Origin of the sequence: Streptomyces orinoci (genome assembly GCF_003121295.1) — a bacterium.
In the GTDB taxonomy this organism is placed as follows: domain Bacteria; phylum Actinomycetota; class Actinomycetes; order Streptomycetales; family Streptomycetaceae; genus Streptomyces; species Streptomyces orinoci.
Genome location: NZ_PHNC01000010.1, coordinates 256965 through 279300, shown reverse-complemented (window position 1 = coordinate 279300; position 22336 = coordinate 256965). Strand labels below are relative to the sequence as shown.

The 22336-nt window shown below is 69.9% G+C and carries 15 protein-coding genes, 1 pseudogene and 5 riboswitches; of the genes and pseudogenes, 10 read left to right on the top strand and 6 right to left on the bottom strand.

Annotation, left to right across the window (positions count from 1 at the left end):
• Positions 1–337: 337 nt before the first annotated feature.
• The 3 genes from CV755_RS08575 to CV755_RS08565 form a co-directional block, all read right to left on the bottom strand.
• Positions 338–1996 carry an NRAMP family divalent metal transporter gene (locus CV755_RS08575; protein ID WP_109279562.1) on the bottom strand — a complete coding sequence of 553 codons (1659 nt, stop codon included), beginning with the start codon at positions 1994–1996 and terminating at the stop codon, positions 338–340.
• 301 nt (positions 1997–2297) lie between these two features.
• Positions 2298–2471, bottom strand: a riboswitch (M-box (ykoK) riboswitch).
• A gap of 125 nt (positions 2472–2596) precedes the next feature.
• A complete protein-coding gene (locus tag CV755_RS08570) occupies positions 2597–3964 on the bottom strand; it encodes an ABC transporter ATP-binding protein (RefSeq protein ID WP_109279561.1) in 1368 nt (455 codons plus the stop codon).
• Positions 3965–3998: 34 nt separating this feature from the next.
• Positions 3999–5675 (bottom strand): ABC transporter permease, encoded by a 1677-nt coding sequence (locus CV755_RS08565; protein ID WP_338323631.1) that lies wholly within the window; start codon positions 5673–5675, stop codon positions 3999–4001.
• Positions 5676–6018: 343 nt separating this feature from the next.
• Here CV755_RS08565 and CV755_RS08560 point away from each other — a divergent pair, with 343 nt between their 5' ends.
• The 6 genes and pseudogenes from CV755_RS08560 (at position 6019) to CV755_RS08530 (ending at position 10959) form a co-directional block, all read left to right on the top strand.
• The gene (locus CV755_RS08560) at positions 6019–7347 is read left to right on the top strand and encodes an NRAMP family divalent metal transporter (protein ID WP_161968621.1); all 1329 of its coding nucleotides are present in this window, start codon (positions 6019–6021) and stop codon (positions 7345–7347) included.
• Positions 7348–7450: 103 nt separating this feature from the next.
• Positions 7451–7624, top strand: a riboswitch (M-box (ykoK) riboswitch).
• A gap of 519 nt (positions 7625–8143) precedes the next feature.
• Positions 8144–8368 carry a hypothetical protein gene (locus tag CV755_RS08555; RefSeq protein ID WP_109279586.1) on the top strand — a complete coding sequence of 75 codons (225 nt, stop codon included), beginning with the start codon at positions 8144–8146 and terminating at the stop codon, positions 8366–8368.
• Positions 8369–8455: 87 nt separating this feature from the next.
• Positions 8456–8737 carry a hypothetical protein gene (locus tag CV755_RS08550; RefSeq protein ID WP_109279558.1) on the top strand — a complete coding sequence of 94 codons (282 nt, stop codon included), beginning with the start codon at positions 8456–8458 and terminating at the stop codon, positions 8735–8737.
• Between the two features lie 43 nt (positions 8738–8780).
• A complete protein-coding gene (locus CV755_RS08545; protein ID WP_109279557.1) occupies positions 8781–9461 on the top strand; it encodes a winged helix-turn-helix domain-containing protein in 681 nt (226 codons plus the stop codon).
• A gap of 8 nt (positions 9462–9469) precedes the next feature.
• Positions 9470–9712 (top strand): annotated as a pseudogene (locus CV755_RS35920) (ArsR/SmtB family transcription factor); the annotation flags it as partial.
• Positions 9713–9780: 68 nt separating this feature from the next.
• Positions 9781–9958, top strand: a riboswitch (M-box (ykoK) riboswitch).
• Positions 9959–10557: 599 nt separating this feature from the next.
• Complete coding sequence (locus CV755_RS08530) at positions 10558–10959, top strand: VOC family protein (protein WP_241561055.1); 402 nt, start codon at positions 10558–10560, stop codon at positions 10957–10959.
• Positions 10960–11047: 88 nt separating this feature from the next.
• On the opposite strand, the gene CV755_RS08525 is transcribed toward CV755_RS08530, so the two are convergent.
• Entirely contained in the window at positions 11048–15499 is a 4452-nt protein-coding gene (locus CV755_RS08525; protein WP_109279583.1) for a cation-translocating P-type ATPase, read from the bottom strand.
• 200 nt (positions 15500–15699) lie between these two features.
• Positions 15700–16161 carry a hypothetical protein gene (locus CV755_RS08520; RefSeq protein ID WP_153068613.1) on the bottom strand — a complete coding sequence of 154 codons (462 nt, stop codon included), beginning with the start codon at positions 16159–16161 and terminating at the stop codon, positions 15700–15702.
• A 131-nt stretch (positions 16162–16292) separates the two neighbouring features.
• Positions 16293–16471: riboswitch (M-box (ykoK) riboswitch) on the top strand.
• 254 nt (positions 16472–16725) lie between these two features.
• On the opposite strand from CV755_RS08520, the gene CV755_RS08515 reads away from it, so the two are divergent.
• Positions 16726–17010, top strand: coding sequence for a hypothetical protein (locus CV755_RS08515; protein ID WP_109279555.1), 285 nt, complete (start codon positions 16726–16728; stop codon positions 17008–17010).
• Between the two features lie 97 nt (positions 17011–17107).
• Here CV755_RS08515 and CV755_RS08510 read toward each other — a convergent pair whose 3' ends face one another.
• Positions 17108–18859, bottom strand: coding sequence for an NRAMP family divalent metal transporter (locus tag CV755_RS08510; RefSeq protein WP_109279554.1), 1752 nt, complete (start codon positions 18857–18859; stop codon positions 17108–17110).
• A gap of 329 nt (positions 18860–19188) precedes the next feature.
• Positions 19189–19365, bottom strand: a riboswitch (M-box (ykoK) riboswitch).
• A 934-nt stretch (positions 19366–20299) separates the two neighbouring features.
• Between CV755_RS08510 and CV755_RS08505 the strand changes: the two genes are divergently transcribed.
• The 3 genes from CV755_RS08505 to CV755_RS34550 all read left to right on the top strand — a co-directional run bounded on the left by CV755_RS08505 (position 20300) and on the right by CV755_RS34550 (position 22301).
• Positions 20300–21472, top strand: a complete 1173-nt coding sequence (locus CV755_RS08505) for a hypothetical protein (protein ID WP_109279553.1) — start codon at positions 20300–20302, stop codon at positions 21470–21472.
• Between the two features lie 560 nt (positions 21473–22032).
• Entirely contained in the window at positions 22033–22164 is a 132-nt protein-coding gene (locus tag CV755_RS36655; RefSeq protein ID WP_277751789.1) for a hypothetical protein, read from the top strand.
• Complete coding sequence (locus tag CV755_RS34550; RefSeq protein WP_161968619.1) at positions 22161–22301, top strand: hypothetical protein; 141 nt, start codon at positions 22161–22163, stop codon at positions 22299–22301. Before CV755_RS36655 ends, CV755_RS34550 begins: the two co-directional genes overlap by 4 nt.
• Positions 22302–22336 lie beyond the last annotated feature (35 nt).

The following is a 22336-nucleotide window of genomic DNA, read 5'->3' as shown; positions in this document are numbered from 1 at the left end:
TCGACGAACTGGGCGGTTCAGGAGGCTTCATGGCGCTGCTGCGCGAGGAGATGGGCCAGGTGTGCGTACGGGTCGTACACGGCATGCTGAGCCACTGCCGCCGGGTAGCCGCACGGATCGTCGAGCAGGTACAGGCGCTCGGTCCGGTAGTGCAGGATCAGGGGTAGGTGCGGGCACGCGCGGTCGCGGGTACGGACACCCGTCCGGTGTTGTGGCCGGTGGGGATGGTGAGTTCGGCGAGGAGACGCATGAACATGCCCTCCCTGGTTCTCGAGTGGGTGTCGGGGTGGCCCCCGGGCGGCGGGAGGGGAAGACAACCGCCGCCCGGGGACGTCTGTCAGTGGCCGTGACCGGTCGCGAGCTGGACGACGTGGATGATCACCAGGACCATGGCGACGACCAGGTAGGCGCGCAGGGCGGACATGCCGATCTTGCGGCCGGTGGACATGACGGGCTTGGGGAGTTCCTCCAGCGGGGGCATCCGCCAGTTCTCCTTGCCCGTGCGGTCGATCGGGGCGGCGAGGGCCCAGCCCGTCTTGCGGCGGCGGACCTCGGCGTAGCCGATGGCCAGGATGCCGGCGACGCCGCAGACAGCCATGATGTCGAGGATCGCGCCGGAGGTGATGTCGGGGAAGGCCACCGCCGCGGTCAGGATGATGGACAGGACGACGAGGATGCCGACGACGAGCGAGGTGAAGGCGTTGGTCCAGCGGCCGTTGGCCCAGGGGCCGAGGACGGCCTTGTCGTTGCAGAGGAGGAGCAGGAAGACGGTGGCGGAGGGCAGCAGTACGCCGGCCAGGGTCTGCACGCCGGTGGTGATCAGGCCGAGCGGGGAGCCGGGGATGATGACGATGACCGCGGCGAGCAGGATGACGCCGGCGAAGATGGCGTAGAAGCCCTTGGCGCCGCGCACCCCGTGGTGCAGGGAGTGCTTGAGGCCGAGGACGTCGCCGAGGGCGTAGGCGGTGGACAGGGAGACGGCGGAGGCGCCGATGATCGAGGCGTCGAGCAGGGCGATGGCGAACAGCACGCCGGCGACCTTGCCCACGTGCGCTTCCAGGCCCTTCGCGATCCCGGCGGCGTCGTCGAAGTTCCCGAACTCCGGTGTCCCGGCGAAGGTGGCGGCGGTGAAGCCCATGATGGCGGCGGCGCCGATGACGACGATGACGATGCCGATCCACAGGTCGGCCTTCTCGTACTTCATGAAGCGCGGGGTGATGCGCTTGTCGATGACGTAGGACTGCTGGAAGAACAGCTGCCAGGGAGCGACGGTGGTGCCGACGATCGCGATGATCAGCAGCATGACGTCCGCGAGCTTGGAGTCGTGCGGCATGCCCGGGACGACGAAGTCGTGGGCCATGGTCCCGGTGCTCGGGTGGATCATGAAGTAGATCGGGACGAGCAGCAGCGAGCCCGCGCACAGGAAGACCGAGACGCGCTCGAAGCGCCGGAACGAGCCGGTAGTTGCGGCCGCGATGACCGCGACGGCGGCCACCAGGACGGAGATCGTCTTGGGCAGTCCGAGGTAGCCGACCGCGAGGGTCACGCCGATGAACTCGGTGACGATCGTCAGGGCGTTGAGCAGGAAGAGGTCGATGACGGAGAACGCGCCCCAGAACTTGCCGAACCGCTCCAGGATCAGCCGCGCGTGGCCGACGCCGGTGACGGCGCCGAGGCGCAGCACCATCTCCTGGTTGACGTAGAGGACGGGGACGAGCAGCAGCAGCGTCCACAGCAGGCTGGTGCCGTAGTTCTGACCGGCGTTGCCGTAGGTGTCGAAGGCGCCTGCGTCGTTGTCGCCGACCATCACGATCAGGCCGGGGCCGATGATCGCGAGCAGGGTCTTGAGCTTGGCGGAAAGCCCCTTGCGGGGGGCGGTGTCGTCGAGCTTGATGGTGCCGAGTGCACCGTGGATGTCGCCGACGTGTGCGTCGTCGAGCACCGCGGTGCGCTGTGGTGGAGTCGGCGGCGTGGCGGTGGTGGTCAGGTCGGTCATGAGAGCCTCCCGGGTCCCCCGGCGGGGGAGGTGCGTGGCACGCAGCAGCTATCCCCCCTGCGAGCGGGCAGCACAGACACCCGGGGCGGCACGATGCCACACGGGTGTGAGAACTGTGGTGCGCATGCGCGCAGGGAAGGTGGCTACCGCGTACCGGAGATCAGCGAGGACATACGGATACGGGGCCGACTGTGGCCCGGACTACTGCAACTGCTGCCATCCATGTCTCTCGCCTCCTCCCGGCCGGGGCGCACGCGGGCGCCGGACGACACGGCAAAGAGCGGACCGGTCTCGTATGACCGGCTCACCCCAACTCGTCAGAGCTTTGGCACTCCACGGCGTAATCCCCTTGTGGGGGCAGCCACTTGGGGTCACCCCTTAGGCCGGGGAGACCTGTCCTGACCCTGGGCGTCTCTCGACGTCGTGGGGTCAGTGGCCTGTGTCCATGAAGACGCCTCACCGAACGAGGTGTCTCAAACTTTTCGAACGGCGAGAGCCTATCGCCATACTTGCGTAAGGACGCAAGTGCTTGACTCAAGCTTGACCCCGCCTCCGCGGCCGGAACGCGGCTTCGCTCTTCGGCGGCTCGCCGTTGTGCGGCTACAGCGCGGCCTGGGCACCGGGCTCCAGGGTCAGTTGGCCGTCGTCGTGGTCGTAGTCGTACAGCTCGGCGTAGCGGCCCCAGTCGATCGCGGTCTCCAGCTGGTTGCGGGCCTCCTCGGCGGAGAAGCCGCGCCGGAGCAGGTCCAGGAAGAAGCCTTCGCGCAGGGTGTGGCCCTCGGTCGCGGCGAGGGCCTGGACGATGGCGCGGATCAGGGGTGCCCGGGTCGCGGCGTGGCGGGCGAAGAGCTTCTTGCTGGTGAGGATGTCGGCGGCGGAGAACTCGCGGCCGGTGCCGGTGATGGCGAGCCGTGGGCCATCGACCCGGGCGAGGCCGAGCATGACGGCGGCGTCGACGAGGGGGAGGAGGTCGTCGACCTCGAAGTTGAGCTCGTCGGCGATCTCCGCCAGGCCGTCCTCGCCCCCGCGGGCGATCAGGATCTCCAGCAGGCCGGCCAGGCCGCCGACGCTGACGTCCGGCAGCGGGGCACTGATCGGGGTCGGCGCGGGTGCCGGGCGGGGCGGTTCGCCCGCCGGTGCTTCGACGGCCTGGGCTGCTGCTGCCTCGCGGCCGGTGAGGATGGCGTAGACCGTGTCGACCAGGGTTTCGAACCGGGGGTGTTGGCGGTCGCGGGGCCGCGGCAGGCCGACGGTGAGTTCGGCCTGGATCCGGCCCGGGTTGGAGGAGAGCACCAGGATGCGGTCGGCCAGCAGCACGGCCTCTTCGATGTTGTGGGTGACGATCAGGATCGACTTCACCGGCGCCTCGTGGCCCTCCCACAGGCCGACGAGCTCGGTGCGCAGGTTCTCGGCCGTCAGGACGTCCAGGGCGGAGAACGGCTCGTCCATCAGCAGGGCGTCGGGTTCGACCACGATGCCGCGGGCGAAGCCGACGCGCTGGCGCATGCCGCCGGAGAGCTCCTTGGGGTAGGCCGATTCGAAGCCGTCCAGGCCGATCAGGTCGATGGCCTTCAGAGCGCGCCGGCGGCGCTCCTCCTCGCCGACGCCCAGGGCGGCGAGGCCGAGTTCGACGTTCTGCTGCACGGTGAGCCAGGGCAGCAGCGCGAAGGACTGGAAGACCATCGACACGCCCGGGTTGGCGCCGGACAGTGGCGTGCCCCGGTAGGACACCGAGCCGGCGGACGGAGCGATCAATCCGGCCACGCAGCGCAGCAGGGTGGACTTGCCGGACCCCGACTTTCCCAGCAGGGCGACGATCTCTCCTTCGGCCAGGTCGAAGCTGATGCCGTCCAGCACCGGCAGGGAACTGCCCTCGGGGGTGGTGAACGCCTTGGTCACCGAATCGGCCCGGATGATCACCTCCCCGGCCGGACGGGGGCTCACGGTGGGGGCTTCGCTGCTGGTCACGAGTGTCTGCCTCGCTGGGAGCGGAGAGAAGTGGTCATAGGGCGTATCGGGTTTCGGCCAGTCGGTACAGGCGGCGCCAGAACAGCCGGTTCACGACGACGACGTACACGCTCATCGCGAAGATGCCCACCAGGATCCTGGGGAAGTTCCCGGTGGCGGTGGCCTCGGTGATGTAGGCGCCCAGCCCGGTCGCGGTCAGGTGGTGCTGTCCGTAGTCGACGACCTCGGCGACGATCGAGGCGTTCCACGCCCCGCCCGCCGCCGTGATGCCTCCGGTGACGTAGGACGGGAAGACGGCGGGCAGGATGAACTGCCGCCAGCGCAGCCATCCGCTCACCCGGAACGTGATCATCGCCTCCCGCAGGTCGGAGGGGATCGCCGAGGCGCCGGCGATGACATTGAAAAGGATGTACCACTGGGCCCCCAGCGCCATCAGCAGGATCGCCCCGAAGTTCAGCGAGATCCCGAGCGCGAGGAAGGCGGCGGTGGCGAAGGGGAAGAGGAAGTTCGCCGGGAAGCTGGCCAGCACCTGCACGACCGGCTGCGCGAACCGGGTCACCCGGGGGGTCATCCCGATCCACACCCCGACGGGCACCCAGACCAGCGTCGCGACGATGCTGAGCACCACCACCCGCCCGAAGGTGGCCGCACCCAGCGCCAGCGCATGGCCGAACGCGCCCAGGCCGACGGTGGAGTCCACGTAGCCGAACGCCTTCCAGGCCCCGTAGACGACGACTGCGCTGACCACCCCGGCGAAGAACACGTCTCCCGTCCGCTCCCGCGCCGGCGAGATCCCGATGGCGTGTTCGGCCACCCCGAACGGCCGCATCAGCCGGTCGAGCGCGGGCCAGAGCGGCTTCAGCGGACGGCCCAGCAGCCGTGGCACCTCCGACCGCCGCAGGAAGTCCAGCACCAGACTGCGGGGATGCTCGGCGGCCTCGGACTCCTCCACCCGGAACCGCTCCGACCAGGCGGTGACCGGCCGCCAGAACATCACGTTCACCCCGATCACCAGGACGACCATCACGCCGCTGGCGATGCCCACCTTGCCCAGATCCCCCTCGGCGATGGCGGCGGCGGCGTACGAGCCCATGCCGGGCAGCGCGTACTGATGGTTGAGCACAGAGATGGACTCCGAGGCGGCCAGGAAGAACCAGGCTCCGCCGAAGCTCATCATCCCGTTCCAGACCAGCGGGATCACGCCGCTGGGGACGTCCAGCTGCCAGAACCGCTGCCACTTCGTCAGCCGCATCACCCGTGCGGCCTCGTCCAGCTCCCGGGGCTGGGAGACCAGCGAGGCATAGAAGGCGAAAGTCATGTTCCACGCCATCGCCGTGAAGATCGCAAAGATCGAAGCACACTCCAGCCCCAGCGACGAGCCCGGGAAGAGCGCGATGAACGCGGTCACCGTCACCGAGAGAAAACCGAGAACGGGCACCGACTGCAGGATGTCCAGCACCGGCAGCAGCACCTTCTCCGCCCTGGGCAGCCGGGCCGCAGCCGTGGCGTACACAAAGGTGAACAGCACCGAGGCCAGAAGAGCCACAAACATGCGCAGCAATGACCGAACCGCGTAGAACGGCAGGTTCGACGGGGCCGTGGACACCGCTTTGGGCGCGGTGCCCGGCAGGAAGGGGGCGTTGAGCGAGGGCGCCAGCCGCAGCAGCCCGTACAGCAGCGCGACCAGCGCGATCACGACCACCAGGTCCACCCACCGCAACGCAGGCCGCCGCCACACCCCTTGCGAAGGAAATCGGCCTGTATCGGCCATCAGCCGCCTCCGGGCACGCACCGGACATCATGTCCGGGCCAGCAAACCACGCCCCGCAAAGCGGTCCTTCGCATATCGAATGCCGACACATCGACGGTCGCCCTTCAGAGCCCGCCCGGCCCGCCGGACGGCGGTCCGTGACGCCTCGGACGCACACCATGTGATGTGCAAGGGCGTACCGGGGCTTGGCCGTGGTTCCGCGCACTGCCAGTACCGCACCAGTGCCTTGCGCGCCCCCGATAGACAGTTCGGATGTTCAGGTGACATGGCAATCGTTTTAGGCATGGCGTATGAACCGGAGTTCCACAGCGGCCTGCCTCATGAGTGCCCGGACGCGCTTGCGGACATCGGCCTCGTATCGGCGCCCTCCGGCGTTCCCGCCGCGTCCGGCCGGAACTGGGGAATACGGATACGTACTCTGGGGCCCGGTCTGATCGCCGGGGCGTCGGACGCGGATCCCACAACGGTGGCCACCCTCGCGGTGATCGGGGCGAGCACGACATATGCCATGGGCTGGTTGGTTCTCTCGCTGTTCCCACTGCTCGTGGTGATCCAGACGATCGCCACCCGGGTGGGACTGGCCTCCCGCCTCGATCTGCAGGGCACGGTCGCCCTGGTCCACGGCCGGTGGGTGCGGTGGCTGCTGCTCGGCTCCGTGCTGGCGGTCAATATCGTCACCATCGCCGCCGACCTGGAGGCCGGCGCCGCCGCCCTGGGGCTGCTCACCCGAGGGGACTGGCACTGGTTCGTCGCCCCGCTCTCCGCTCTGCTGCTGGCCGTGGTGCTCGCCCTGGGGCTTCAGGTCCTCCAACGCGCACTGCGCTACCTATTGTTGATCCTGTTTGTGTACGCGGCGGCGGCCGTGCTGGCCCGTCCCGACTGGCCCGCGGTGGCCGTCGGCACGCTGGTGCCGAACCTGCGGTGGGACAAAGACCTCGTCTTCGGCGCGATGTCGCTGATCGGCACGACCGCCACCAGCTACGTCTACATCTGGCAGACCATCGCCCAGAGCGAAGCCCGCACCCCCTGGACCGGCTATCGGCTGCGCCGCTTCGACGCTGTGGCCGGCTGCTTCTTCGCCACCGTGGTGTTCTGGTTCATCCTGATCGCCACCGGGGCCACCCTGGGCACCCGGCATCTGGCCGTCGCCACCGCTCAGGACGCCGCCCAGGCCCTGCGCCCGGTCGCCGGGGACTTCGCCGGGGACCTGTTCGCCCTCGGCCTGCTCGCCTCCACTCTGGTGGCCCTTCCGGTGATCATTGCCACCACCGCCTACATCACCGGCACCCATCTCAACTGGCCGCGTGGCCTGTCCCTGCGCCCGCGCCAGGCCCCCAGGTTCTTCGCCGCCATGGGCATCTCCATCGCTCTGGGGACCGGGGCGGCCTACACCTCCGTCCCCCCGATCACGATCCTGTACTGGGCCGGGATCATCGGAGCCATCGGCACGCCCATCGGGCTCGTCCTGCTGCTCAAGGCGGCACACCATCCCCAGGTCATGGGTGACAAGACGGTCGGGCGGCGGCTGCTGGCAGCCGGCTGGGCCGTCGCCGGCCTCATCGCCGTGGTCTGCGGGGCGGGGCTGTGGCAGATGCTTCAGGCCGTCCCCTGACCCGCGCCCCTGCGGGATGCCCGCCGCCGCCATCGATGGCGGCAAGGCCAGGCCAAGAGTTGCGTAGACGCGCAACTACGGGCACACTCATGGAGGTTTGAAGAAGGCACCTCGTTCGGTGAGGCGTCTGTACGGACACAGGCCACTGACCCCACGACGTCGAGAGACGCCCAGGTTCAGGACAGGTCTCCCCGGCCCAAGGGGTGACCCCAAGTGGCTTCCCCGGCAAGGGGATTACGCCGTGCAGTGCCAAAGCTCTGACGAGTTGGGGTGAGCCGGCCGATGGAGGCCGGTCCGCTCCTTGCCGCGTCCGTCACGGCGCCCGTGTGCGCCCCGGCCGGGAGGAGGCGAGAGAACATGGATTGCAGTTCCAGTAGTCCGGGCCACAGTAGGCCCTGCCTCCGCCTGTACTCGCTCCGGCCCGGCATGCGGTAAGCACCCTCTCCTGCGCGCACCCGCTTCACTGCCCTGGCACCCGCGCGGCCTCACACCGCTCCGGGCCGGTCGGCCTGCACGCTCGCGGGGGTGAATCACCACCCCATGCCCGAACCCTGCCCGCTGTAGGCGACAACGATGCCGACGCCTTCGGCAACCGGCATTCCATCCGACGTCCTCGGGGCGGCGGGGTGCACCAACGCCCGCCGTCACCAGCACCCGACCACCGACTGCCCAAGGAGAAGGGAGGGCACCCGTGCGCCTTCTCACGCATCTCACCAAGCCCCCCGCGCCGGCCCGCCGGTGCCCGCACAGCGTCGGCCACAACCCCGCCCGCTGCCCCGAACACGCTTGCCCGCACGTGACCTTGGTCCTGGGCGACGGACCTGAGCGGGCCTACCGGCTGGACGACCCCAGCACCTGCGACCGGCCGTACGCCGCGCACGCCGCGTACGACCCACGGGTGCACCTCGCCTACATCCTCGCGCAGCAGGGACACGACGCGCACTGGCTCTCCCGCTTCACCGGCCTGCCGCTGCCCGCCGCGCGCCGCATCGCAGGAGCCGCCGCACTGTCCCGCGCCTGACCCGCCCTGCACACCGAAACGTTCTGCCGTCCCTTGGCCGCGCCCTGCCCTCCCGCGGGCACGCCGCCTTATGGAGGTGACCTCTGCATGTCCGTCCTTACCGTGCTGCACACGCGCATTCACACACGTCGAGAACACCGCGCGGCCACGCGCAGGCCCGGCACCCTCCGGGGCTTCGCCGCCAAGGTCGTGCGCCGTATAGCCGACAGCCCTCTCGACAGCACCGTCCTGCGCGCGGCTTCCGCCCCGGCGCCGGCCACCTGGGGCGTCCCGGACGAGCAGGCCGAACGCCCGCACGCCCACTGGCGCATGGTCACCGGCCCCGACGGCCGGCGACACCTCGAAGCGGCCTGGCACCTGGCCCACTGACCCACCAGCAGCTCTCCTGGAAACAGGAATTGGAGACACCGACATGTACTTTCCGTCCGGCCTCCTGCAGGAAACCGTCGAGCGACTCATCGACAGCGCCCCGTACGCGGCCACCAACGTCCCCCTGCACGGCGTCGCGCACGTCATGTGCGACACGGCCGAGGAGCCCCGCGTACGGGCCCGGCTCACCCAGGCCCTGACCGGCCCCGACGTGCGCCTGACCGAGGTGTCCAGCCGAAGCGAAGCGCCCGGCTCCGCACTCCTGGAAGCTGCCTTCGACACGCGGGGCCCCATCACCACCCCCCTGTCACAACTGCTCTCCCTCGTCTGGCTGGATCCCGCGGTCAGCGACCTGCACTGGCACCTGGACCGCCGGCCGACGGCAGTTCCCGACGATGCGGAGTCTCCGCACGCGCCGACGCATCGTGTGGGCGGCCTGGTACTCGACCTGGAACGTCGTGCGGTCTCGGCGGACGGCAGGCCGGTCAAGCTGACCTGCATGGAGTTCGAACTCCTCGCCTACCTGGCCACCCACCCTCAACGTCCGCACGGCCAGGAACAGTTGATGGAGATGGTGTGGCAGCGGGACGCCGACGGCGAGACGCGTACGGTGGACACGCATGTCGCCCGCCTCCGGCGCAAGCTCGGCTCCCGTTACGGGGCGGTCATCGCGGACACCGGGCGGGGCGGTTACGTGTTCGAACCGTCGAAGGCGGCGGCGTGAACAACATCATGGCCCCGAACCCCTTCGAAACCGTCCGCATGGTGATGGTGCTGAAGGCTGTGGCCGATCCCACCAGACTCCGGCTGCTGCGGGCGCTGAGCCAAGGAGAGCGGTCCGTGGGACAGCTCGCGGAACTGGTCGGTTCCCCCTGGGCCGCGGTCTCCCAGCACCTTGCCCGGCTGCGGGCCGTGGGTCTGGTCGCCTCCCGGCGTGACGGGACGCGGATGTTCTACCGGACCGCGGACGGGCACGTTCCCGCCCTGCTGGAAGAAGCCGCGCTCGCAGGCCGCTGGGCCCCAGCCGCACAGGACCGGAACGCCGGGCACCTCGTTCGGCGAGACGTCTGTACGGACACAGGCCACTGACCCCACGACGCCGAGAGACGCCCAGGGCCAGGACAGATCTTCCCGGCCCAAGGAGTGACCACAAGTGGCCTACCCGGCAGGGGAGTTACCTACGCCTTGCAATGCCAAAGCCCTGACGAGTAGGGGAGAGCCGGCCGACTGTGGACTGGTCCGCTCCTTGCCGTGTCGTCCGGCTGCGGACCGCGTCCTTCCCTCCGGACGCCTGACTCTGGGCGACGGGACCGAGCGCCTGTACCTGCTCGACGACCCGGACGGCTACCCGGCGGCAATGGTCCGGTGTGCCGTCTACGACCCGTATGTGCACCTCGCTTACCTCCTTGCCTGCCAGGGGCACGGCGCCTCCTGGCTCGCCCGCTTCACCGGACTGCCGCTGACTGCCACCGTCACCATCACCGAGGTCGCCGCGCTCACACACGCCCGACGCACTGGCACCCCACCCCCTGCTTCCTGCTGCCGACCTGGACACCAACTCGCCGATGTCCAGGCGACATTGACCGATCAATTCAGGAGGTGCCCATAAACCTTCTGCCTCGCCCGTGTTTCCGGCGGCCCAGAACCCTCCGCATCCCGCCACTGCCGCACCGGAAAGGCTGCTCGTCCGGCTCGCCCGCGAACCCGGGGTACATGACGTGCGCCGGCACCTGCTCACCGGGTCCCACAGTCGGACGGCCCGGGTCTCCGCGGCGCTCCATGAACTTCGGAATGCACTTCGGACGAGAGGAGGGACAGTCGTGACTTCCGCAACCATCCCCGACTTCGCTTTCGATTTCACCTTCGACGGTGTGCACCACCTTCACCTCGCCATACCGCCGGGCGGCGAGGGCCTGAGCCGGGTGTTCTGGGGAGACCTCCTGGGGATGACCGAGCTGGAGAAGCCCGTGGAACCGGGGAGCCTGGGCGGATGCCGGTTCCGCGGCGGCCGCCTGGAGGTCCATCTGTTCGTGGAGAGCGACTTCCGCCCGTTCCGCGAGGCGCGTCCGGCCATTCTCGTGCGCTGCCTGGGGGATCTCGCCCGGCGCCTGGAGGACAAGGGCCACCCGATCACCTGGGAGGACGGCCTCCCCGGCTTCGACCGCTTCCACACCTTCGACAAGGTCGGTAACCGGCTCGAGTTCCTGGAACCGTGTTCCTGAAGTCATGAACACTCCCGGAAGAACTACGGGTTGCCCGGCACGGAGCTCTGCTGTCGCAGCGCGCCGTGCCCGATCCGCGGGCCGGCTGTCAGCGGGTGATCTGCACGACCGGCCTCAGCCTGTCCGCCAGTTGGGACAGCAGCCGTTCGGCGGGTGGCAGCAGCCAGGGGGAGAGGGCGGCAGTACCGACCGCTGCGCCGACCCCTGTCCAGGCCACCGGACCCAGCGGGGTGCAGCCGAAGAAGTGGCTGACCACCGGTGTCTGGACGATGCCGGCGAGGACGAGGGCGGAGCCGGCCGCGGTCGCCAGGACCAGGGGGCTGCGCTGCCGGCCCCGGACGGTCTGGGTGAGCTGAGCACCGACCACACCGCACAGGGCCATGGTGCTGGTGCGCCGTGCCGAGCCCGGGGTGAGGCGGCCGATCAGCCATGCCGTGGTCGCGCCGAGGCCGGTGACCAGGCCGCGTTGGCGGATCTGGCGGGTCAACGGGGCGCCGAGGGCGGCGATGCCCACCGGTGAATCACCGGGCGGAGACGTTTCTTCACCTGGCTCCTCGTCCTGCGGTGTGACCGCCACCGCCATCGCCGGGAACATGTCGGTGAGCAGGTTGACCAGCAGCAACTGCCGTGTGGACAGCGGGGATGCGCCGTCGAGCAGGGTGCCGAGCACGGTGAAGCCCACCTCGCCGAAGTTGCCGCCGATCAGGATGCTGATGGCGTCGGCCACGCTGCGCCACAGGGCCCGGCCCTCGGCCACTGCGTCGACGAGGACGGACAGCTCGTCGCCTGTGATGACCAGATCGGCCGCGTTGCGGGCCGCGGCCGACCCGCGTGCCGCGATGCCCACGCCGACGTCGGCGGCGCGGATGGCCGCGGCGTCGTTCGCCCCGTCGCCCACCATGGCCACCACGCGCCCCGCCTCCCGGAGCGCCTCTATGACCTGGAGCTTCTGTTCCGGGGCGACGCGGGCCACCACGCCGCAGTCCCGCAGCAGTTCGGCCCGGCCCGCCCGGTCGAGGGCGGAGAGCCGGTCGCCGGTGACGACGGTGACGTCCTCCGGCCAGCCCAGGGACACCGCGATGGCCCGGGCGGTCTGCGGATGGTCGCCGGTGAGTATCACCGGCCGCAAGCCGGCCCGGCGCAACCCGGCCACCAGAGGAGCGGAGCCGGCCCTCGGGGTGTCGGCCAGCGCCACGAACCCCAGGAACTCCAGCCCTGTCAGGGGCTTGTCCAGCATGTCGGGCGCCTCGTCGGGGGTGAGCCGGCGCCGGGCGACGGCCAGCACGCGCAGCCCTCGGCCCGCCAGGGACTGCGCGGCTTCCTCCGCATCGGCGGGGAGGTCCGGGCAGCACGTCAGCACGATCTCCGGTGCGCCCTTGACCACCAGCAGGTGTGCGTCGCCGTCCGTGATGTGCCCGACGGCGGCGGCGTAGCCGCGGCTGGCTTCGAAGGGCCGGGCGTCGGATTGGATCCAGTCCGGGTCGTCCTGGGCCGCGGCCAGTACGGCCTCGTCGGTGGCATGCGCGTGTACGCCCGTCTCGTCGGGACGGGGGCAGGTGCGGGCCGCTGCCTGCAACACCGCGGCGGCTTCGGGGGCGTTGGCGGCGTGGATGGTGCCCTGGGCGGTGACGAGGTGTACGACGTGCAGGCGGTTCTCGGTCAGGGTGCCGGTCTTGTCGAAGCAGATGGTGTCGACCCGGCCCAGTGCCTCCAGGGCACGTGGCGTGCGCACAAGGATCCCGCGTTTGCTGAGTCTGCGCGCGGCGGCCAGCTGCGCGACCGTCGCCACCAGTGGGAGACCCTCCGGGACGGCCGCCACCGCCACTGCCACGCCGCCGCCGACGGCCTCGCGCACCGAGCGGCCGCGCAGCAGGGACAGTGCCGTGACGGCCGCCCCGCCGGCGAGGGTGAGCGGCAGCGCCTTCTTCGTCAGTTCCTGCAGCCGTGCCTGCACCCCCGCCGCGGCCGGAGCCCGTGAGGCCAGGGACGCGGCGCGTCCGGCCTGGGTCTGGTCACCGGTGCCCACCACAACGGCCCGGCCGCGGCCGGCAACCACGGTCGTGCCTTCGTGGATCATGCAGCCGCGGTCCGCCACGGCCGCACGGGGTGTGGCGGCCACCTGCTTGCGGGTCGGCAACGACTCGCCGGTCAGGGCGGATTCGTCGACCTCCAGGTCGGCTGCTTCCAGTAGTCGGGCATCGGCCGGCACGACATCGCCGGTGGCCAGCTCGATGACATCGCCCGGCGTCAGCCGGGCGGCGTCCACGATCGCCGTCGTCCCCTTCCGGGCGTCGGTGACCCTCCGGGCCGTCTGCCGCTGCCCCATCGAGAGTTCGGCCAGGGCCCGTTCGGCACGCAACCGCTGCACTCCGCCCACCAGAGCGTTCATCCCCAAGGCCCCGGTGACCAGGAGCGCATCGATGCCGGATCCGAGAACCGCCGAAGCGGCCGCGCCGACCGCGAGCACGGGGGTGAGGGGATCGTCGAGTTCCGCGCGCACGGCCGTGAACAAGGACATCGTCATGCGCGCCGGTGCGAAGACCGGCAGCCGGGCCGCGGCAGCCGCGCTCGCGCGCAGCCCGGACAGCGCGGTGGGTGTGCTCCGGGGTGTACTGGCCAGCCGGGACAGTGCCTCATCGGGTTGCAGGGTGTGCCACGATACGCGCGGTCCGGGGCGGGGAGCCTCGCGGCCGAGCGCCCCGTATGCGTACCGCCAGCCCGAGAACAGGGCTGCGCCGGCAGCGGTGTTGACAGGGCCGATCCGGATCCCGGCCGGAAGGAGCGCACGCCGGGTGGGCGAGCTTCCCGTGACCACCAGGAGCCCGGACAGCGCCGCCCCCGACTGGGCGAGGATCTTGGAGCGGCGGCTGACGGCTCGCGCCGCGGAGGCGGCTGCCAGCAGCCGCCACACGCCCTCCAGACCGTTCAGCGCCAGGAGGTCGGCGCCCCAGACCACGGCGCTGCGCCCATCGGTGACGGACACGGCGAGGTCACCGGCCAGCAGCCCCGCGAGCACCTCATGGCCCCCGGCGTCCTCGTGGCCGATGCGTGTGACGGTCATCACCGCTTTGCCGTCCGCCTGCAGCTCGCGTACGACCTCGGCCAGAGGACGCCCGGAGTCCACGACAGTGTCCGCCAGCGCGGCAAAGTCGCCGAGCGAGGGATCGTCGACCATCACGACGTTCAGGCCGGCCCGCCGCGCCGCGTCCAGCACCGCCTCGGCGAGCGGGTCGAGCTCCCATCCGACCAGCACGGTGCCGACGTCCTCGCCGCCCATGGACGCGATCATCGAACCGGTATCGGCCGACTCACCACCGGATGCCGAACGCAGGCTCATCGCAGGCCGGTTGGCGTCATCTGCCGCGTCCTCGGTGCCGCGCAGCGCCGCGGTCGCCGCGTGCCAGAGCCGGTCGTGGTCCCACGAAGACGTACTGGGCTCGACATCGAGGACCGTCCGCCGTGGGCCGCGCAGAGCGCCGGGGTGAAGAACCACGGTGTCCACGAGCTCCAGCCGGCGCAGCCGCTCGACGCTGCGGACCAGCACTCCGCCCTGGGCCAGGGCACTTCCCGCAGCGGCCGTGAAGGCCGCCGGGCCATAGCGCGCAGCCTTGGGCGATCCGGCCAGGACCGCTTCAGCCGCCCCGGCAAGGCTGCGGGTGAACACCAGCGTCGCGGCCGCTCCCACCAGACTGCCCGTGACCGCGGTGTCGGCGTACTCCTCGCCCGGATTCTCCCGCAGCGGGGGCCGGGGCAGCCCGGCTCCGGACAGGCTCGGCCGGTCCGGTACGCAGACGCTGTCGTGAGCGGCGTCGAATGCGGCGGCGCGGGCCAGCGCTTCCGTCAACTGGCCCGCCCGCAGGGCCCCGTCCAGCACGAGCGCGGTCGGCGACTGGCCCAGGCCGTGCGTGGCGGCATTGACGGCCGCCAGCAGCAGGTCGGTGCCTTTCACGCCGAGCCGTCGGCGCAGCGCGCCACGCACCCGGGAGTCCTCCCGCAGCAGCGTCACCGCCGCAGTGACCAACCGCGGGGACTTCTGCAACCGCATCACCCGCGCCGTCACCGCCGTGGCGATACCCGCCGCATCACAGGCCAGGACCGCAGCCGCGGCGCGCACATCAGCGGTGCCCCCAGGATGCGGAGAGTACGGTTCCTCCTTCCCGCCGGAGTGCTCCAGCCCGTAACGGGCGGCCAGCTCCGCCGCCCGGCGCTCGACAGCGCCGGCCCGGGTCTCCTCGGTCACCCGCACCACCAGCCGGGACAGACCGCCGTCCCAGTGGGCGAGGAGCACATCGGGATGCTCCAGCAATGCGGCCGCCACCTTCTCCGCGGCCTCCGCCGGCCACGGCACATCGGCGGCCTCGGGGTGCGGGCGCAACGGCAACTGGAGCCGGCTGCCGGAACGCCAGCAACTGTCGCCGGGAACAAGCGCGTTACGGGCCACCCGGGCCACGCGCACGGCCGTGGCCGACGCCTCGGCCACTCCGCTCGAGGCGGCGCGCACACCGGCTGATGCCAGCTCGGTCGTCCCGCGCCACAGCATGTCGGGCGGTGGCGCGAGACGGCTCGCGGCCCGGGCCGGAGCGGTGAGCAACGAACCAAGACCGGCCACGAGCACGCCGGTCGGCAAACGCAGAACCACTGTCCTACTCTCATGAGATGTCCACACCGGTCATGGTCACGGTGCGGAGAAAGGATGCTGTGCCCGGGACGGCCGGGCAGCCGGTGGCTACTTCCCGGCAGTCAGCCGGCCTTCTGACCCGAAGGCGCTCCGGCGTCGATCGGCACCGGACCGTTCCGCCGGCCGTTCGCCGGGGACGATGAGGTCTTCGGTGTGCCCTTCACCCGCTTCGGGGCAGTGGAGGCAATCGTGGGCGAGTCCTGCCGCTGACCGGTCGGCGCTTCCCCCGCCTCACTGTTGCTTCTGGGCCGCTGCTGTGTCAGCCATACCACTGCGGCGCCTGCCGCCGCCACCGGCCACTCGACGAGCCCCGCCGCACCCAGGATGCCCACACCGGCATACACCGCGACCCGACGTGCCCGGGGAGACACCGAACCGACCACGTCCAACGTCCCGTTCACGGCCTCCTTCACCAGGCCGGCACCGGGCACATGGTCCATCACCGCCTGCACGGCCCCCAACGGACCGAACTGCCCCGCCGCATGTGACGAAGACGAAGACGGTATATCGGCGCTCTCACTCATGGAATCTCCCGTTCCGGATATGAACGCGGCTCCGACTTGAACCCGTCCATCGGCGTTTACCTGCGCCATCTCCCGTTTCCCTAAACGTGGCTTGACAGTACTCATGCGCCTTCGCGATTCTCGATGTAAACGCAGCACCTCGTTGGGCGAGGCGTCTGCACGGACACAGGCCACTGACCCCGAACGTCGAGAGACGCCCCGGGTCAGGACAGCTCACTCCGGATTAAGGGGTGCGCCCAAGTGGCTGCCCGGCCAACTCCGGCCGGGAATACGCCGTGCAGTGCTGAAGCCGTGACGAGAGAGGTGCCTTCCCGCGTCGCGGGGGCTCCTCGGCCCATGTCCGGCACCCTCGAGTGCCCAGGCCGCGAGGAGGTGAGGGGCTTGAGTCCCTGGCATAGTCCGGAGCCCGCTTCCGGCCCAACTCGCCCGTCACCACTCACCCGTCGCTGACGCCGCCGACGCCGACCTCCGCGCACTGCCCCTGCCCGTAGGGCTCCCGGGCATGCTGTGCGGGCTGTCCCGTGCACCCGTCCGTGACCGGGTACGTCCTGTCCGGAGACTGCTGTGCGCATCCAACTCACGTGGCCGAACACTGCCGATGCCCGCCTGACCTTCACCATCGCCCTGCCCGACTTCACCTCCGACTCGATCCGCCCCACGCTGCGGCGGACCCTGGCCTACGCCGAGCCCGTCCTCGCCGGCGCCGCCGACGTTGCCGGCGCGGGCCTCCTCGCCCGGCTGATGCTCCCGCTGACCCTCCACATCGTGCAGCAGACACTCGAGAACCCCGCGCGGGATACGCAACACAGCGCGGGCCGCACCCCCGTTCCCGTGGGGATCCCCGCCTGACCCTGTACCGAGGCCTGGGAACATCCGTGGCATGGCAGGCCAACTCGTCCCGCCACAGCGGACGGTCGGCCTGCCATGCCGTTGCCCGACGAGACCGTCAGTTCCCGCCGGCCAGTTGGGCGATCCTGACGATGACCAGGACGACGGCCACCACCAGATATCCACGCAGGGTGATCAGTCCCGCTTTGCGCAGGGGTGAGAACTTCGGCCGCGTCAGGGTGGACAGCGCAGGCATACGCCAGGCCATCCGCTCGGTCTCCAGCAGGGCCTTGAGACCGGCCTTGTCCAGCGGAGCGGGTGCGACCGTCCCGCCTCGGTCCGCTGCGCGGAGCCGTGCGGCGGCCTCCGCCGCGGCAATGCGGGACTCCTGGCGCGACCGCAGGGCCACGAGGATTCCGCCGATGAGGCCGAGGGCGGCACCGGCGGCGAAACCGGTCTCCAGCTGTGTCGTGGTCAGGTCGGGAAAGAATGTGGCCGCGGTCAGGGCCAGCGAGAGCAGCACCAGACACCAGACGATGACGCCGGCCACGACGTTCTGCCGGACGCTGTTCACCCAAGGGCCCAGCACCGGACGGTCGTTGCACAGCAGGACCAGAAAGACGGTCGCCGACGGGAGCAGCACGCCCGCCAACGCCTGCACCCCTTGGGTGATCAGACCCTGGACATGGTCGTCGGAGACGAGGGTGACCGTCGCGGCAATGCCGATCAGGAGCGCGTAGCCGACGTAGAACAGCGGCGCCTCGGAGACCTTCCAGTGCAGCGAGTGCCGCTTCTTGAACGTGTCCCCGAGGGAGTACGTGGTGGCCAGGCCTACGGCGTTGGCACCGATGAGGGCCGCGTCCAGCAACAGGATCGCGAACAGTGCCCCCAGCGTCGATCCGCCGTGTTTGCGCAGCCCGTCCGCCACACCCGAGGCGTCACTGAACTGCCCCGCCAGATCCGTGCCATGGAACACGAAAGCCGACGTCGCCATGATCGCCACTGCCCCGGCCATGACCACTGCGATGCCGATCCACAGATCGGCGCGCTCGTAGCGGATCCAGCGCGGGGTGATCCGCTTGTCGACCACATTGGACTGCTGGAAGAACAACTGCCAGGGAGCCACCGTGGTACCGACGATCGCGACGATCAGCAGCAGCAGTGTCGAGTCGAGCCCGCCCGGGAACTGCGGGATGAGCCCCTGCGCGGTTGTACCCAGCTTCGGATGGGCCAGCAGCGCCATGGGGAACATCACCACGTTCATCGCGATGAGGGTGAACAGAAACCGCTCCCACCGCCGGAAGGACCCGCCGGCCACCACGGCGAACAGCAGCACCGCGGCCAACGGGACCGCGACGTAGTTCGGTATTCCGAAGTAGCCGAGTGCCTGCGAGACCCCGATGAACTCCGTCACGATCGTCAGCGCGTTGACCAGGAACAGATCGCCGACACTGAACGCGCCCCAGAACTTCCCGAACCGCTCGAAGATCAGCCGCGCGTGACCGACCCCGGAGACCGCACCGAGCCGGACCACCATCTCCTGGTTGACGTAGAGCACCGGGACCAGCAGCGCCAGCGTCCACATCAGCTTCATGCCGTAGTTCTGGCCGGCCTGGGCGTACGTCGCCACGCCGCCCGCGTCGTTGTCGCCGACCATCACGATCAGACCGGGACCCATGATCACCAGGAGCGTCCGCAGCCGGTGTCCCCAGGAGCCCCGCCGGCCGGTGTCGTGAAGGCCGATCGTGCCCAGGGCACCGACGATGTCCCCGGTGTGGGCGCTGTCCAGGACAGCCGTACCGCTCGGGGCAGCACTCTGATCCTTCCTGGGATCCGGCCCCGGGTCCGGACGCACGGTGTCGTAGTACATGTCACTACCTCCCAGAACTGCGAACGGGCGCACTCGGGCAGGCCCGTATGGAGACATGGCGAAATACCGCCTCGAGAGGGCAGGCGAAAAGCGCGTGACGGCACGGCGGACGGCAGCCCGGGCCGGAGCACGGAGAGCCGCTGCTTACCGGAACGCTGAATTCACGCCATATGCACGTGCGTTACACGCGATGAGCGGGCTCAGAAGAGCGCCGTGGTGCGCCCGGAACGAGAGCGACACCACCTATGACCGTCAGGACTCATCCTGACCACCCCCAATCCAGCACCCGCCGGCAACCCCCGAGCACGGGGAAGGCCGGCCTTCCCTGGATGACACCCTCCACGTAAGAGCTTCGGCACTGCACGGCGTATCCCCACCCTGCGGGCGGGAAGCCACTTGGGGTCACCCCTTAAGCCGAGGAGACCTGTCCTGATCCTGGGCGTCTCTCGACGTCGTCGGGTCAGTGGCCTGTATCCGTGCAGACGCCTCACCGAACGAGGTGCCTATTTTCAGCCACTGCGGACGTTACCCCAAGCGCGCCAACGCGCAAGTGAACGCGAAACCAAGAACTCACCATAAAACGATGGTCAGTTGCAGGTTCCCATGCCCGGGTAACGGGTTGGTCGCCGGCGGCATGCCGGGATGATGCCGACGACCATGCAACCCATGTTGAAGGCCGGACGGTCAGCGCTCGAGTGCCGACAGCCTGCCGCGTCGGCGGCCTGATGACAGGCCCAGTGCGGCCTCGCCGATAGGCGGACAGAAGGCAATCGCCAGCGGGGGGTGGGCCGGCTCGAAGGGTGTGGGGCTGTCCCGGACTGCGGGATGGCATCGTCCGACCGCGGACTCGGCGGTTCGCCTCGCGCGGCGTTACGTTGGTCTTGTGGTCGGCTGACAATCCCTGAACTGCGAGCGGCGACCGAGGTGACAGAGACCCTGGAGACCACTTGGGGACCCAGGTCATGCGCGTAGAGGAACAGCCAGGACGTTACTCAGCGAAGTATCACGGTAATTGGCCCTGGATGTCGGTGATCTGACGGCCTCGCACTTCTGGGGGTCAAGGGGTCGGTGTGGTTTCGTCTCAACGGTCTCGGGGCACGGCAGCACGAGCGTGGTGGTGGGGTGCAGCCGCAGCGGACGTTGGAACCCGGCTCAGTCGCCCGGTCAACCGCTGCCCGAGACGCAGGTCGCGCCGGAGCGGTCCCACTCCTCGTCGCTCATTACAGGGCGCATCCTCGCAGCCGGGCCGAGCCGGGGTGCTGTGTGCGGTGCGGGAGGCGTTCGGTGCGGCTCCCCGCTCGCGGATTCAGGACGAAAGCATGTCCATCATGACAGGTCAGCGCCGTTTTTCGTAGGACGGAACGCACAGTTCGCGAGGCTTGTCCGGTCCGTTCCCCGCCTCTCAGAATCTCCTTTGTGCGTCATCCGGAGACAGGGGGAATGGTGACGGTCGATCACGACGCGGTGCTTCGGGCCCGTGTGCTGTTGCTGGGGTCCGGCCGGCCGAGTCGGGCCGAACTGGTCGGTGCGTACCGGGTTTTGGCCGAGGTGAGTCCGAAGGCGTACGTGCCGAAGTTGGTTGACGCCCTGCTCGCGCTGCGCCACGAGAGCCGGGATCCGAAGGCGGGCGTCGCGCTGGCCGCCGAGGCTTCCCGGGCCGCTCGCAGGATGGAGGTCGGGGCACCGGACCGGGTGGAGCGGCTGCGCCGGGCCCTGGACGCCTGCCAGGCTGCCTTGTTCGCCCTCGGGCGCAGGGCGGAAGGGCGCGCGATCTGTGCGGAGCTGGCCGAGGCCGGCCGAAGCGAGTCTCTGGCGCGGGTTCTGGCCGAGGAGGGGCGCTTCAGGGAGGCCGCGGAGCTCGACGAAGAGGCGGCCCGGAACGGAATTCCGGAGCACTCCTTCTGGAACATGGTGCGGTGGGCGGCGAACCTGGAGGGCGCCGGCCTGCATGACGCCGCATCGGCCGTCTTCGGCGAGCTCCTGGAGGAGACCCGGTGCGAGGCGGCCGGACAGCGCACCGCTTTGGCGATACTCACCTGGGAGTTGGTTCACTTCTCCCGGATGCGGGAGACCGTCGGGGATGGGGTGGGTGCTGCGGCCGCCCGGCGGGAGGCTTTGGGTGTCCTGGAGGAGCTTGCGACCACGGGCGAGCCGAAGAACTGGAGTTGCATCCTGGGGTGGTGGAGGACGCTCTTCGTCCTGTCGGGACGGGCAGCCGAACCCGCCGCGAGCTCCGAGTCCCCGATGCCGCCGTTCGGCACGGAGCTCGGATGGTCGCGCGACGTGCGGGATGGTTTTCTCGGCATGCTGCCGGGCCTCGAAGCGGAGGCGGCGAGACTGCGCGAGGCCGGCCGGCTGCCCGAACTGGCCGACGTCCAGCGCAGGATCGCCATCCGCGCGGCCGTCCGCGACGGCGGCCGCCCCTACCTGTTCGAGGAGCGGTTCAGGCCGTACTTCGACGAGGGGGTGACGCTCGCCCGCCGCCTGCCCGACAGTCCCGCACGCCTCGCCCGCGCCCTCACCGACCGGTCGATGTTCCTCGTCGCGGCACGATCCTTCGAACCCGCGCATGCCGACTTCGCCGAAGCGGTCGCCCTTCTCCACGATCGCTGATCGCACCGCCCGGCCGCCGCGTCCCCGTGCTGGGCACGAGGACGTGGGCCAGGCCGCCGCAGTGCCACCGGTGCCGAGCCCCGGGCTGAAGCAGCCGATCCCAGCCTTCAACAGGGCTGGGATCGGCTGCTTGACCTCCGAGTCCATGTGCCCCAAGAGGACTGAGACGCTTGCCCAGTTGCCCTGAGGTGATTGTGGGCCCGACGGACCCACCGCCACGGGGGCAGCGGCCCACCTGCGTTCGGCCGCGTCGACAAACACGGGTGATCATAATTACCTGCGCGCGGCACCGACGCCCGATATCCGAAGCTCGGACCGATACTCATTTCCCCTTCGGGACCAGGGTCCGAGCTCTCAACTCCGCCGCTGAGTTGCTTGAATTGTGCACTGCTCACGCACCGCTGAAGATCCGCCCTCGCCGCCTCCCGCATGCCTGATCGGCAGGGGCAGCTGAAGGCATCAGCAAGACCGTGGCGATGACAATCCAGCTGATCTTGGCTGGCGCAACCCGGAGAGGGTTTTACGCACACTGCGGCGCGGCCCGTGTGTAGGTGGCCAGCATGTCCGCGCTGACATGCATGCTGCTGTTGCCCAGCGACGCCACCCAGATTGTTTTCGACTGGGTGAACGAGAGCCGCTCGGGCAAAGCGAGTGAGAGCCACCTTGCTCCTTTCGTGGAGCGCGCGGTGTGACCATCAAAACCGTGATGGGCATTGAGATTCGGAGCCACCTCGTTCGGGTGATGTTCCCGTCACCGCAGTTGGGTGGCGTGACGCGCATCACCGTCGGCGATGTCACATTCTCGGACGGCGTGCTGTCTACCTGTTAGAGGCGGCGGTCGTTGCGCGCCGCTGCCGGCCAGGA

What these genes read in the sequence shown, in the direction of transcription:
- CV755_RS08505 (WP_109279553.1), top strand. Translation starts at nt 20,300, where the DNA reads ATGGTGACGGTCGATCACGACGCGGTGCTTCGGGCCCGTGTGCTGTTG.
- CV755_RS08550 (WP_109279558.1), top strand. Translation starts at nt 8,456, where the DNA reads ATGTCCGTCCTTACCGTGCTGCACACGCGCATTCACACACGTCGAGAA.
- CV755_RS08510 (WP_109279554.1), bottom strand. Translation starts at nt 18,859, where the DNA reads ATGTACTACGACACCGTGCGTCCGGACCCGGGGCCGGATCCCAGGAAG.
- CV755_RS08575 (WP_109279562.1), bottom strand. Translation starts at nt 1,996, where the DNA reads ATGACCGACCTGACCACCACCGCCACGCCGCCGACTCCACCACAGCGC.
- CV755_RS08545 (WP_109279557.1), top strand. Translation starts at nt 8,781, where the DNA reads ATGTACTTTCCGTCCGGCCTCCTGCAGGAAACCGTCGAGCGACTCATC.
- CV755_RS08520 (WP_153068613.1), bottom strand. Translation starts at nt 16,161, where the DNA reads ATGAGTGAGAGCGCCGATATACCGTCTTCGTCTTCGTCACATGCGGCG.
- CV755_RS08560 (WP_161968621.1), top strand. Translation starts at nt 6,019, where the DNA reads ATGGCGTATGAACCGGAGTTCCACAGCGGCCTGCCTCATGAGTGCCCG.
- CV755_RS36655 (WP_277751789.1), top strand. Translation starts at nt 22,033, where the DNA reads ATGTCCGCGCTGACATGCATGCTGCTGTTGCCCAGCGACGCCACCCAG.
- CV755_RS08525 (WP_109279583.1), bottom strand. Translation starts at nt 15,499, where the DNA reads ATGCTGTGGCGCGGGACGACCGAGCTGGCATCAGCCGGTGTGCGCGCC.